Genomic DNA, 12,754 nt, shown 5'->3' on the forward strand with positions numbered 1-12,754 from the left:
TACGCGTCCGCAGTTTTAGCGGACGCGTGTAGTTTTCATTGATGATCCTCTTCTTTTGCAATTTTCCTGACCTCGACGCTGTTGCCCTCTCCCAGCAAAACAGGCGAGCCTTTTGCAAATTCTACCGCTTCTTCCACAGAAACTGCTTTGACGATCACAAATCCTCCAATCGTCTCTTTTATATCACCAAACGGGCCGTTGGTAACTACATTATTATGCCATACCACACGGTTGCTTTCATCAAAAGGAAGTCCGGTTCCTGACACAAACTTATTCTGGGCAGCAATTCCGCCGATCCAGTCCATTGTCTGTTTCATCCAAATCTGCATTTGTTCCGGAGATGCCACTTTGCCGCCATCTTCGTGTCTGAAAATCAAAATGAATTCGTCCATGTTCTTGTTGGTTAAATTGTCATTAATTTAGCACTTTTTACATCATATCAAATGAGTGTTTCAGAATTGGACAGTTCTCACCAAAAGTCACAAAAAAAACCTCTCTCAGCGGATCGCCAAAAAAGAGGTTACCGGAAACAAATAGGTCTACTTCTTCACGCAAGCAAACGCTCCCCGGTTCTGAACGCTTCAACAAAAGGTTCGAGCCCATGGCTTCCGCCGTTCACTAGCCTGCGTGCCCGCTTCAAATCATCTTCAATTAGTGCTTCTTTAATCCGTAATTCTTTTCGCTTGATATAGACAGCAAGGATTCTGGCTGCAATCAGAGAATCATTGGCCATAGCGGGATTGTCTATAAGGTTAACTTTCAATTCAGTTCCGATAACCTCGTAATTACTCCTTCCGGTAAGCTGAATAAATCCTCGTCCCTTGAAAGAGGAACCGTCCGAAGGCCCTTTATTCCCAAGATCCCTCCGATTATCATAAAGATCAAAAGGTTTTCCGCCCGGTGAGGTATTAAACCGTGATTTTCCTTCATCGATAGGTTTGAAACTTGCGGTTTCGGCGCGGATTGTTGCCAAAGCCATCAGCACCATGTTTTTGTCGGTCAGATCCCGTTCAACGAGCGCGGAAAGAACATCCGGTAAATGTTTTTTTATATTATCCAGTGGTGTAAACGGAAACATTTTCGAAACCATGTTCACTGAAATTCTATCAATGACGGAAACGGCTTTAATCGCTGCCTGAGCCGGCTCGATTCCCAGCGCCTTCAATGTTTTTACACCTGCAACACCATCTGCAAGAATCCCTTCACTCCGCTGAAATGCGATAACCGCAGCCTCTGTCCCCGGCCCGAAATCGCCGTCAATTTTCCCAGGATTGAACCCCAGAGATTTTAATTTTTCCTGTAATTGCACTACATCAGCGCCAGAGGAGTCACGTTTTAAGGGATCCATAAAAATGTCAATTTAGTTAAAAAGTGAGAAGACGGTTTCAGGAAACAGGCTCACGCCTTGGAATATTGGCAGGTACATAATCTTTTATTTTTTCCATACGTTCATAAACAGACTGATGAATATTCTCATGCGAATCGATATCGGTCATAATCTGTCTTTGAAATTTCCCAACGAGTGAAAAGGGGAAATTGAACGAATTATACAATTCCCCGGTCACAGTAGGTTTTACGTTGTCTGCCAGGTACTGCTCTTCGAAAGAAAGGCCCGCTCCTCTTGCGTTATTTATCATCCAATCCAGCGAAATATCACTTAATCCTTCGTCAGGATATCCGCCTCCAATGTTCGAATGCACTCCGGGAAACCATCTTTGTTCCAAAATCTGGTAATGTCCGTCAAGTCCGGCATTAGCACTTTGCTTCCAGATGGCGGGCTCGAAATTTTTTCGTTTTTCATCCAGGGCGAGCGCCTGATAAGCGTAGTCTACGTAGCTGCTTAGGGTTGTATCGTGGAACTCATATTTTTTCTTGTTACCAACAAATTTCAGCGGTATGCCCAGCGAACCGACCGTATCCCAAACGCCGATAAATTTAATTCTGAAATCGGGCTGGCTGTATTCTTTACGGAATTCACTGGCAATATCCCCCTCCGGATGCATGCCGGCATTCGCGCGGTCGCGGTAAATCTTGTAAGCCTGATTGATAAGTGTCAGGTTATTGCTTTTCACCAGTCCGGCAGTACGGATCAATCCTGCCAGACTGCGAGCTGTATACGCGCCGCGACTAAATCCGAAAAGATACAGCTCGTCGCCCTGAGAATAATTCCAGCAGATGAATTTGTAGATATCCAGAATATTCCTGTCTATCCCGCCGCCGATCATACCATTAAACATACGCTTCAATTCTGTTCCTTCTACTCCCACTCCTTCGTCGTAGTATTTGAGCTGGTGGATGCCGCTTGAATCTTCATTACAGATTCCCTCAAAGATTTTCTGGATGTTTGTCCTGACGGGCTTTCCCTGGTAACTGTCGCCTGGAAGATTCCAGGTTCCGTCACTGCATGTGATGATTCTTTTCATGTTAAAGGGCTGGAAACTTCTCGTTGATATGTTGGGGTAAATTTTCTTACCTACACCAAATTAACAAGACGTAACGAATTAATATACAGAACGTTAAAAAATTTACTTAACGGTTAAATCAACACCGGCAACTAAATTATTTTGATATTTTGAGTAGATTAAGAATATGAATTCGACTGCCCGATCGGATTGCAGACTTTTACCGTATGTCTTTAACAGCAGTCAATTTTTATAGATTAGAAACTTAGATTTACGGGAAACGTTATGTAGGAAAGCAGTCTGATTTTCCAAACAATTTCTAACAGCAATTTGTGGAGTATGAAGATCATAAAGGAAAAACATTCGCTTGTGATGCGCTGGACGCACTGGATTAATTTTCCCATTCTGGGAATTATGATTTGGAGCGGACTTTTGATTTATTGGGCCAATCACTCGTATTCCATTTCAATTTTCGGGTTCACCCTTTTTCGCTTCTTCCCGGATTCGTTTTTCACGTTTTTGCATATTCCGTACAGACTTGCAGAAGGTATGGCTTTCCATTTTCTTTTTATGTGGTTTTTTGCTCTAAACGGTTTTTTTTATGTCTTGTATACATTGATTTCAGGCGAATGGCGACAGCTGATTCCCCAAAAAAATTCCTTTACCGAGGCCTGGCAGGTTATCTTGCACGATCTGCACATTCGCAGATCTTTGCCTGCTCAAAACAAGTATAACGCGGCGCAACGGATTGCTTACACTGCTATCATCCTAATGGGTTTTGGTTCGTTGTTTACAGGGCTTGCAATCTATAAACCTGTTCAGTTTTATTGGATCTGCTGGCTTTGCGGAGGGTATCATTTCGCGCGTATTCTACACTTCGCTTTAACGATTGGCTACGTTTTCTTTTTCCTTATTCACGTAGTTCAGGTGATACTGGCAGGCTGGCGGAATTTCAGCTCCGTAATCTCAGGATTTGAAGTGATCGAAACAAGTCAGAAAGTTCATGGAGAAGCTGGGAACAACTCAGACGATCCAGCGTGAATTGTTATAAAAAAGATTTTATGAAAAATCAGATCGATGAAAAACGCGATAATAACGCGGTTGATAAGAAAATAAAACGCCGGAGTTTTATAGCGTATTTAACTTTTTTAACGGTAGGACTTTCAGCTTTCGAGGGGTGGAAGTGGCTGTACCACGCCCCTTCGGAGACACCAGGGGTGACGGGCCGGGCAAGAAAACCGCTTCGGGCAGCGCTAAATAAAACGGAATCTTTTTTCAAACAGTTTTTCAGTCCTGATCACCTTGTTAAAACCTATCCAAAATCCTGGGCAGCGAAAAACGTTAGGGTGAACAGCGATATTGGTATGACAGATAAAAATTTCAACCCCGAAAACTGGTCATTGTCTGTTCTAAGGAGCGATACAGACGTCCTAAAAATCTCGTTGAAAGAGCTCAGGGAGTTGCCTAAAACAGAAATCGTTTTCGATTTTAAATGTGTCGAAGGCTGGGACCAGATCCAGCACTGGGGCGGAGTTAAATTTGCGGATTTCATTACTCATTTTAGGCTTGAAGCCCATACAGGCATGGCTTATGTCGGCATGAAAACACCAGACGGAAAATATTTCGTTGGTCTGGATATGGAGAGTGCCATGCATCCGCAGACGATTCTGGCATATGAGATGAACGGTCAGCCACTAATTCCTCAACATGGCGAGCCGCTGCGTCTGATTATTCCAGTGAAGTATGGCATCAAAAATCTGAAACGAATCGGTACGATTTCCTTTTCAAACCAACGTCCTGCCGATTACTGGGCTATGCGAGGATATGATTATTACTCAGGACTTTAAGACTATCTAAAATTTTCCTGAATTAAAATTTGTTATCATTTTATAACGTCATTACAAACTATGAAAAAGTTAAATTTAATATGGGTACTGCTGATGATATTTTCATTAAGTGCCTGTGGTCAGAACCGTCAGAAAAAATCAGGAGATGTCATTGATAAAGCCTCTTTTCCTGCGGCAAAATCAGACGAAGAATGGAGAAAAATCCTAAGCCCGGAAGCTTACCGGATTATGGTGAACAGAGGAACAGAAATTCCTTACAAAAATCCATATTGGGATAATCATCAGAAAGGTGTTTATGTCAGTGCTGCGACCGGAAAGCCGCTATTCAGCTCAGATACCAAATTTGAATCAGGAACGGGCTGGCCTAGCTTTTTTAAGCCAATTGATTCAAATGCAATCAAAATCATTAGCGACAATTCTTTGGGCATGTCCAGAGATGAGGTCGTGGAAGCTAGTACGGGACTGCATCTGGGCCATGTTTTTGATGACGGCCCGGCACCCACTGGCAAACGTTATTGCATGAATTCGTGGGCTTTTAAATTTGTCCCATCTAAATAAATTATAAATCGCCAGACTGCCCTGCCGCGTTCTGGAGGTTATTTTTGAATAAGGCTGTTTACCTGATGAAATCTACAAGTGTAAATGAAGTTAGCAGTCGAAAACGACAAGCTGCTGGCAGATGGGTATGATGCTGGACGAAAACTAAGGATTTGTGAATGGAAGCATAACGGTTATTACTTAAAGACTGCTGAAATTCTTGTCGGAGTACTTTGCTTCATGTTTTCAATATTAACGGACATTGTACTAAACAAGCCCGGCCAACTAATTAATAGAAAGAAACACGCCTCTTATATTCTATGTCAGTTTCTTATCTTTTTGTACTTTAAGTCACTTGAAAAATGCAAAGTTCGATACGCATGGTAAGGCTTAATATGCGTAATTTAAAAGAATAAACAAAAGGTGCCCCTGTCTAACAGAGCTGTTTTTATAGTGAGACGTTTGCTATGTGTAAATCTTACTGACATCTTTGAATATTGAAGTAATCTGGATAAATATATCACAAGGCCCATATAAATAGATCGTTATGAAGCTGGACACAGATTATAGCTATTGCATTGACATACAGATTAACTAACTATTGGTGAGTCTAAATCAGAACTGAAAGCTTGCCTCAAAATCACATCTCGCAACCGCTCTTCGTGTTCATCGCCCCATTGCCCTAATGCGGCAATCACAGGGATTACTGTCTTACCAAATTCGGTAAGGCTGTATTCTACTTTTGGCGGTACAACGGGATAAATTTTCTTTGTAACCAGTTCGTGTTCTTCCAACTCTTTTAACTGAATGTTCAAAACCCTGCGTGAAGCATCCGGGATTTTGCGCTGCAATTCGCTTGGGCGTTTATGCCCTTGATGGATAAACCACAATAAGCGGATTTTCCATTTGCCGTAAAGAACCTCACCTATCAGATCAAGTCCACAATTTAAGTTCGGGATTATTTTTCTTTCATACATATTGTAAATATATACGTATGTCTCACTTAGTGCAATAGGGGACCAATTTATCCCTATATGAATCGTAATTCCGTACTTGTCTAAACTTCTTTTATGCTCCAATTTTGTCCTATAGTTAATCATTAAAAGTAGGACAATAAAATGGAACAGTTTGATTTCAACAATGAGTTATCAGGCAGGATTGCCTTAGTAACAGGAGGTACAAAAGGAACAGGAAGAGCGATTGCAGAAAGGCTTTTACAAGCTGGCGCAACAGTTATTATTACTGCAAGAAACGCACCGGAAAAAGAAAACAACAAACTGCATTTCATTCCTTCCGATTTAAGCAAGGCAGAAGGATCGCAAAAAGTAGTCAGTGAAGTGTTATCGACTTATGGGCAGCTGGATATTCTTGTGAACAACCTTGGTTCCTCAGTAACGCCCGCTGGTGGTTTTACCGTGTTAACTGATGAAGATTGGGAATCGACCCTGCAAGCCAATTTGCTCGCTCCTGTGCGGCTGGACAGGGTTTTTTTGCCGCAGATGCTTGATAGAAAAAGAGGTGTTATAATTCACATAGCTTCAATACAGGGTAAGCTCCCATTGTACGATTCAACTTTGCCTTACGCAGCTGCAAAGGCAGGATTGAGAAATTACAGTAAAAGTTTATCTAACGAAGTTGCCCCAAAGGGTGTCCGGGTACTGACGGTTTCGCCGGGCTGGATTAATACGACCGCATCGGAAGCCTGGCTAGGCGAAATTGCAAGAAACGCGAATAGTACCGTAGAAGAAGCGCAACAGGGCGTAATGGATGCGTTGGGTGGAATACCATTCGGAAGACCGGCAGAACCTAAAGAAGTTGCAGAATTTGTCGGCTTTTTAGTTTCGCCAAGAGCAAGCTATCTCACAGGGACAGAATTTATCATTGACGGAGGAACCGTACCTACTATTTAATAACTAAAAACGATGGACTTACCCAAAATAGTATCAGATTTAATAAAAACGCAAAACAGCTTTGATAGCGTTGCGTACGCAGACTGTTTTTCTGAAACAGCCGTAGTTTTTGATGAAGGAAAAACGCACAATGGAAAAAAAGAAATCGAGCGATGGATAGCGGATTCAAACGAGCGATACAAGGCCATAATAAAGCCTCTCAGTTTTGAAGAAAACGATACCGAAAGCATTCTAAAGGCCGAAACATCGGGAAATTTTGAGGGGAGCCCGATTGTATTGACCTATCATATGAAAATAGCAGATGAATTAATACAGTCATTGAAATTTACAGGGTAGCATGGAATGGCTAATTTAGCCATTCCCTTTTCAGCTCACAGCAACAAGAAAATTGGGTAAAGAATATTGAATCTGGAACAATTCGAATGCTGTAATTATAGATTGTGCTTTTCATATTATTAAACAATGCCCTACTTCTTTTGCAGTAAAGATCAAGAAGACTAATGTTGTTACGCTTCTGGAAACTCGAGGGAATCGTGCTACTACCTGGAAGATATGCCATAAACCTATATCCCACTGCGAAAAACGAACCGGCACATCCTTAAAAAGTAAAATCAAAGTGTCTCAGCAAATGCAAGAGCTACTTCTTTCTCTTTCACGACTGCCATGAAACCCGAAGCATGGCGAAAAACAAATCCGTCGCACTCGGAAATATTTTCTGGCACCTTCGCAACGGTTGTGTCAATCGACTGAATCTGCCATCCATTGGCGTGCGGAAGCATGGCGAAAGTGTGTTCATTCTTCTCTTTCCAAACCGTCGAAAACTCATCAAATACGGCTACATTATTAGAAAGGATTGTTCTCTTAGCATATTCTGCCTCCGATTTGGCTTTTTTTACTGCCTTATATACCTCGTTTGTTATAATTTCCAGACTAAACTTAACTGCTTTTTGAAATTGCTCATCCTGAATAGCAGAATTGGTTACCTCACGGTTAAAGCCGCCTATGATGCTGGAAGTATTGCGAAATCCTCTTGGCAGGGTATTCCAGACAGCAAAAATATTATCCCGGTTCGTGTCAATAGCATCGATAGAAGCTATAAAATTCCCAAAGAATGGCTGAGCGTCAGCAGGACAAATTGCATCCTTGAATTGCTCATAGATCAGTCCTGCGGCAGACATCATCGAAGCATCCTGGTGATGATCAAAATTCAGCATAAGCGGATTGTATATTCCCCCGACGTCAAGTACAAGAACTTCCGGATCAGCAAGCGATTCAGCAAGCAAAGCCTGATTTCGGGAACGCACCACTTCAAATTGAAAACCGGCAGTTCTTAGCAGGGCAACCGCGATAACATCGTCGGCATGAAAGGAGGTGTCGTGGGTAATAACTTTTGAAAACTGCATACTGAAAGGATAATTGATTCGCTCAAAATTAGCTTCATATTTTAGTTCTTTTGGATATACACCCGGATTTTGTTTTCAATTTCCCTCAAAAATCATCCTTCCCAGGATTTTTTCTTTTACCTGAATTATAATATATGCCACTTTTTCATCCCTTCATATTGATCTGTTGCTCACTTTTCGTAATCATTCTGATAAGCTTGATTTGGCCGGATTAATCTGCCCTTTTGCTGGTCTTCGGAATGAAATTTTTCTCCGCCTTTATGTGTACAACATCCCTAAACGGCGACGAACATGCCGAGTTTTATAAAATTCCAATTCTCATACAACCTTTACAGACTTTTTTAACTCCTTCAATAAAAGCTGCTCAAAATATATGCAATGAAAAATAAATTCGTCAATATGCTAATATTGCTGTTTTCAGGACTGATCCTCAGCTGCGGCCGATGCGGCTGTGAACCTGGACCTGAGCCTGATGTTTTGTCCGGCAAATGGAAATGGATTAAGACGACCACCCCAACCAGGACACTGAGCCAGGATAGTGAAGGGTACACCAGAACACTTGATCTGCAGACTGGTTACGGAGCCAATGTTATTTCAATAAATGACACTTTGCAAAGCGAAATATTTTTCATAAAAATACTTCAAGAAGATGTAGTCGACGGCGTTTTAAAATCCAGATTGATCCAGTACTACAACCAGATTTATATTAAATATTATTTCAAGCCGCAGCGCCATAATGGCCGGCCGGATATCGAGGTCAGTGAAATGATGTTCAAAGATTATGACCCGGCAGCAGACACCATCCGTCACCATTATGAATTTGTTAAGATGTGTTAACACTTTCTCAAACCCGGACCAAGCATCAGCGTTTGCCCGGATCAGATTTTTATAAACTGTACTGCAATAAATTTAATATTCTGCATCTGTTATATCTTGTAGTTGTTCAGGATCTTTGGTCGAAAGTTGCTGACTGAAAATAGCGTTCAAAATGGAAATATTAAAAAGTATCTGTACAGATATCGATACAATTTTCGATTTATATAAAAAGGGGACCGAGCATCAAAAAAAAGTAGCGAAAAAGCATTGGAGAGGGTTTGACCGGTTCTTGGTAGAAAAAGAAATTTCAGAAGGCCGGCAATATAAGATCATAATGGACAACACAATTGCATGCGTTTTCGCGATTGACTATACTGATCCTTTTATCTGGGGAGAAAAAAACAAGGATCCGGCTATTTACATTCACCGTATCGCGACAAACCCTGATTTCCGGGGAAAGTTTTTTGTCCGGAAAATCGTTGAGTGGGCAAAAGAACATGCGAGGAAAAAAAACAAGAAATTCATCAGGATGGATACCGGAAGTGGTAACGAAAAACTAAATACCTATTACGAGAGCTGCGGTTTTAAGTATCAAGGTATCGTAAAACTACAAGGCTGCGATAATCTCCCGGCTCATTACAAGGATGGCACTTCAAGTTTATTTGAAATTCAACTCCCGTATTTTCCAGGTTAATTTACTTTGGATCATCACAATATTTGCCAGGCTAATTTTTCAGCATTATAACGGTATAAAGTGATGCCCTCCTGTCACAGATCGACTATTGATACACTAGCCAAAGCCATCACAGAAGATAACCGATCATCTGGCGAATACAACTTCGCACAAATGGAGCGATTGAGCTGCCGGATCTGCTGTGCTAATCATCCGTAGAATTAATGTTCAATCAATCTTTTTTCGACACGATAACCCGGATACAGATGCGGGTAATTTTGTCGGATCAAATGTTGAAGCAGTGCCCTGGCCCTCACATAATGCGACCGCACGGTGGCTTCGTTAATCCCTAAGAGATCGCCTACTTCCCGGTGATTATAACCGTCAACTACGTAGAGCAAAAAAACATTTTTGTAGACAGGTTTGATATGTTGTATCAACGATAAAATTTCTTCCGCTGTTATATGACTGACAATATCTTCCTCAAAACCAAGGTATGGGGCATCTTCAAGCGCGATCCGGTCTTCACTGTGCTTCTTTTGTTTTCGGTAATTACTGATTGCTGTGTTGACCATAATCGTCCTGAGCCAGACTTTAAACGGATAAGAAGGATCGTATCCACCCAGATTTTTGAAGACCTTTAAAAATCCTTCATTCAAAACCTCCTCGGCTTCTTCTCTGGTTGAGGTGTAACGCAAGCAGATACTTTTGGCATATCCAAAAAACTGCCTGTACAAATAACGCTGCGCCTGATCACTGCCAGCTACGCAAGCATCGACAACAGTTTGAAAGTCATCTTCTGTATAAGATATTTTTTTTCCGAACAGCACAGCAAATATATTTAGTGTTGGTAACTCCTTTCTCGAAAAGTATGACCAGACTTTTACTATTGGATTCTTGTCATTTTTCCAAACAAAGGGAACAATAAGCGGTTATAAAAGAAAACCAGCTGGACAGAGAGCGGGAAAGTCTGGATGGAAAGCAAAAATTTGCCGTTAAACCGGTCAATGATGCTGCTAAATTCAATACCCGGAGAGAAAAATGGTTGGCGGTCAAAGTTTTTTCTTTTAACCCGATAAACGGGCTTTACGTCGAAAGTGTTTTGATGTTATTACAACTTCTTCTATTCTTGCAGCTTAACTTTATAAAATGTCAAAGGAGAAATCAAAAGGCTGGGTTATCGTTGGAGTACACATTCTTGCATGGGCACTTTTGGGATTTGTGCTGATGTTTTACCAACCTCTTTCCTGGGGCGTCAGACTTCCGTTTGTATTTTGGGCGAAACAGTCGATAAGTATCGCTTTTCTTGCAGGCTTGTTTTATTTCAACATGCTCTACATGGTGCCGTCTTTTTTGTTAAAAAACAATGTTTCCGCGTTTGCACTATGGATTATTGTGTCAATCGTAGTTTTACTTATTCTTAGCAAAGTTTTTGATCAGCAGCTGCACATGCATGAACAAATGGACGCACTTATGCCCCATCATGGCCCCAGCCGAAGGCCTCGGGGAATAATAGACGGCATTCTGCTGATGATTGTATTGCTCGTCCTGGGTGTAAGCACAAGTTTATCCGTACTTCAGCGCTGGCAGAAGGATGCGCAGATCCGGGAGTCTGTTGAAAAACAAAATATCGCAACCGAGCTTGCTTTGCTAAAAGCGCAGATCAACCCGCATTTCTTTTTTAACACGCTGAATAATATTTACGCACTTACTTTCACGGATGTTCCCGTCTCCAGAGACGCCATTTTGAAACTCTCACGGATGATGCGCTATTTGCTTTATGAAACACAACAGGACACCTCGCTTTTGAGCCAGGAAATTTCATTTATAAAAGACTATATGGAGTTGATGAAACTGAGACTGCAAAGTAATACGACAATATTTTTCACGGAATCGAAGCCTGACAAGGAATACTCGGTTGCTCCGATGCTTCTTTTACCGTTTATCGAAAATGCATTTAAACATGGCATCAGTGTCATGCAGAAAGCGGATATTAGAGTTGATATCAGCATAAGTGATGGGTTTCTTACCATGCTGGTAAAAAACCAGATCTTTCGAGACAAGGATACGCTTAATATGGAAACCGGCGGAATCGGGCTTGTAAACACACAACGCCGGCTCGATCTTCTCTATCCGCAAAAACATGAGCTTGTGATTGACGAAAATAATCAGGACAACACCTACCAGGTTTTGTTAAAACTAAATCTGGTTTAAAATAATATCTGATGACGACATTAAATTGTATTACTGTTGACGATGAACCACTTGCTCTTGGCCTGGTGAGCGCTTTCGTTGACCAAACCCCTTTTTTAAATTTAGTCGGTAAATTTGGCAATGCGGTACAGGCTTTGCAAGCGATTCATTCGATGGACATACAGCTTGTTTTCCTGGATATTCAAATGCCCGATCTGAATGGTATGGAGTTGGCACGGGTCTTAAGCAAAACTGCATCTTCGAGTCAGACCAAAATTATTTTTACAACTGCGTATAACCAGTTTGCGGTAGAAGGTTATAAAGTTGATGCTTTGGGATATCTGCTTAAACCATTCGGATATGAAGAGTTCCTGGAAACTTCGATGAAGGCTAAAAGATATTTTGATCAGATTCGAGAGAGTAATGCGGTTCCCGACGTGGAGGTAAGAGAAGATTATCTATTCGTAAAAGCAGATTACAAGCTCGTCAGAATTGATTTTGAGTCCATAATCTATATCGAATCACTGAAAGATTATGTTAAAATCCATCTTACCCCTCCCGCAAAACCGGTAATGACATTGAGCAGCCTGAAAGCTATTGAAGAAAAACTTGCACCTGGAAAATTTTTACGTCTTCACCGCTCTTTTATTGTAGCGGTAAACAAAATTGATTCAATCAGCAAGAATGCAGTTCACGTGGGAAATATAGATATTTCGGTCGGCGATTTGTATAAGGAGGCATTTAAGGAACTCCTTGCACGTTGGAGTTAATAATTGACAAACAATAAGTTATAATAATTTTTATCGGCAATTATACAAATAAAATAGTAAATTCGATTTGGTTAAAAAAGCTTAATTGTTTTGATTGATTGCCACAGAAACAATACCTTGCCCGTAATTACAAGCATAATAAGAAATACTTATCGGGAGATATATCTGCATTAAATCACATCTGGCACGATGAAATAAGCTTT

General features: G+C 41.2%; 15 protein-coding genes. 9 read left to right on the forward strand and 6 right to left on the reverse strand.

What is annotated here, in order from left to right; translation table 11 throughout:
* Positions 1 to 35: 35 nt before the first annotated feature.
* The 3 genes from BMY70_RS00240 to BMY70_RS00250 form a co-directional block, all read right to left on the reverse strand.
* On the reverse strand, positions 36 to 392 hold the full coding sequence (locus tag BMY70_RS00240) for a YciI family protein (protein WP_090330546.1): 357 nt from the start codon (positions 390 to 392) through the stop codon (positions 36 to 38).
* 155 nt (positions 393 to 547) lie between these two features.
* A complete protein-coding gene (locus BMY70_RS00245; protein WP_090330549.1) occupies positions 548 to 1,348 on the reverse strand; it encodes a peptidoglycan-binding protein in 801 nt (266 codons plus the stop codon).
* A 37-nt stretch (positions 1,349 to 1,385) separates the two neighbouring features.
* On the reverse strand, positions 1,386 to 2,423 hold the full coding sequence (locus tag BMY70_RS00250; protein WP_090330552.1) for a T6SS phospholipase effector Tle1-like catalytic domain-containing protein: 1,038 nt from the start codon (positions 2,421 to 2,423) through the stop codon (positions 1,386 to 1,388).
* Between the two features lie 318 nt (positions 2,424 to 2,741).
* Here BMY70_RS00250 and BMY70_RS00255 point away from each other — a divergent pair, with 318 nt between their 5' ends.
* From BMY70_RS00255 to msrB, 3 genes are read left to right on the forward strand one after another with little or no spacing between them, the layout of a single operon-like run.
* Positions 2,742 to 3,443 (forward strand): cytochrome b/b6 domain-containing protein, encoded by a 702-nt coding sequence (locus tag BMY70_RS00255; protein ID WP_177196917.1) that lies wholly within the window; start codon positions 2,742 to 2,744, stop codon positions 3,441 to 3,443.
* A gap of 20 nt (positions 3,444 to 3,463) precedes the next feature.
* The gene (locus BMY70_RS00260) at positions 3,464 to 4,249 is read left to right on the forward strand and encodes a molybdopterin-dependent oxidoreductase (RefSeq protein WP_090330555.1); all 786 of its coding nucleotides are present in this window, start codon (positions 3,464 to 3,466) and stop codon (positions 4,247 to 4,249) included.
* Between the two features lie 60 nt (positions 4,250 to 4,309).
* Positions 4,310 to 4,807 (forward strand): peptide-methionine (R)-S-oxide reductase MsrB, encoded by a 498-nt coding sequence (gene msrB / locus BMY70_RS00265; RefSeq protein WP_090330558.1) that lies wholly within the window; start codon positions 4,310 to 4,312, stop codon positions 4,805 to 4,807.
* 569 nt (positions 4,808 to 5,376) lie between these two features.
* Here msrB and BMY70_RS00275 read toward each other — a convergent pair.
* Positions 5,377 to 5,763: a winged helix-turn-helix transcriptional regulator gene (locus BMY70_RS00275; RefSeq protein ID WP_090332516.1), complete on the reverse strand. Its 387-nt coding sequence runs from the start codon at positions 5,761 to 5,763 to the stop codon at positions 5,377 to 5,379.
* 141 nt (positions 5,764 to 5,904) lie between these two features.
* On the opposite strand from BMY70_RS00275, the gene BMY70_RS00280 reads away from it, so the two are divergent.
* Both BMY70_RS00280 and BMY70_RS00285 read left to right on the forward strand, forming a co-directional pair.
* Positions 5,905 to 6,696, forward strand: a complete 792-nt coding sequence (locus BMY70_RS00280; protein WP_090330563.1) for an SDR family oxidoreductase — start codon at positions 5,905 to 5,907, stop codon at positions 6,694 to 6,696.
* A gap of 12 nt (positions 6,697 to 6,708) precedes the next feature.
* Positions 6,709 to 7,032 (forward strand): hypothetical protein, encoded by a 324-nt coding sequence (locus BMY70_RS00285; RefSeq protein ID WP_090330566.1) that lies wholly within the window; start codon positions 6,709 to 6,711, stop codon positions 7,030 to 7,032.
* 275 nt (positions 7,033 to 7,307) lie between these two features.
* Here the strand turns inward: BMY70_RS00285 and BMY70_RS00290 are convergent, their stop codons facing one another.
* Positions 7,308 to 8,099 (reverse strand): MYG1 family protein, encoded by a 792-nt coding sequence (locus BMY70_RS00290; RefSeq protein ID WP_090330569.1) that lies wholly within the window; start codon positions 8,097 to 8,099, stop codon positions 7,308 to 7,310.
* A 378-nt stretch (positions 8,100 to 8,477) separates the two neighbouring features.
* Between BMY70_RS00290 and BMY70_RS00295 the strand changes: the two genes are divergently transcribed.
* Positions 8,478 to 8,936 (forward strand): hypothetical protein, encoded by a 459-nt coding sequence (locus tag BMY70_RS00295; RefSeq protein WP_090330571.1) that lies wholly within the window; start codon positions 8,478 to 8,480, stop codon positions 8,934 to 8,936.
* Between the two features lie 151 nt (positions 8,937 to 9,087).
* Positions 9,088 to 9,609, forward strand: a complete 522-nt coding sequence (locus BMY70_RS00300; RefSeq protein ID WP_090330573.1) for a GNAT family N-acetyltransferase — start codon at positions 9,088 to 9,090, stop codon at positions 9,607 to 9,609.
* Between the two features lie 200 nt (positions 9,610 to 9,809).
* Here the strand turns inward: BMY70_RS00300 and BMY70_RS00305 are convergent, their stop codons facing one another.
* A complete protein-coding gene (locus tag BMY70_RS00305) occupies positions 9,810 to 10,418 on the reverse strand; it encodes an RNA polymerase sigma factor (protein ID WP_090330576.1) in 609 nt (202 codons plus the stop codon).
* A gap of 319 nt (positions 10,419 to 10,737) precedes the next feature.
* Here BMY70_RS00305 and BMY70_RS00310 point away from each other — a divergent pair, with 319 nt between their 5' ends.
* Entirely contained in the window at positions 10,738 to 11,802 is a 1,065-nt protein-coding gene (locus BMY70_RS00310) for a sensor histidine kinase (RefSeq protein WP_090330579.1), read from the forward strand.
* A gap of 11 nt (positions 11,803 to 11,813) precedes the next feature.
* On the forward strand, positions 11,814 to 12,551 hold the full coding sequence (locus BMY70_RS00315) for a LytR/AlgR family response regulator transcription factor (protein ID WP_090330582.1): 738 nt from the start codon (positions 11,814 to 11,816) through the stop codon (positions 12,549 to 12,551).
* The last annotated feature ends 203 nt before the right edge of the window (positions 12,552 to 12,754 follow it).

The organism is Dyadobacter koreensis, from assembly GCF_900108855.1.
In the GTDB taxonomy this organism is placed as follows: Bacteria; Bacteroidota; Bacteroidia; order Cytophagales; family Spirosomataceae; genus Dyadobacter; species Dyadobacter koreensis.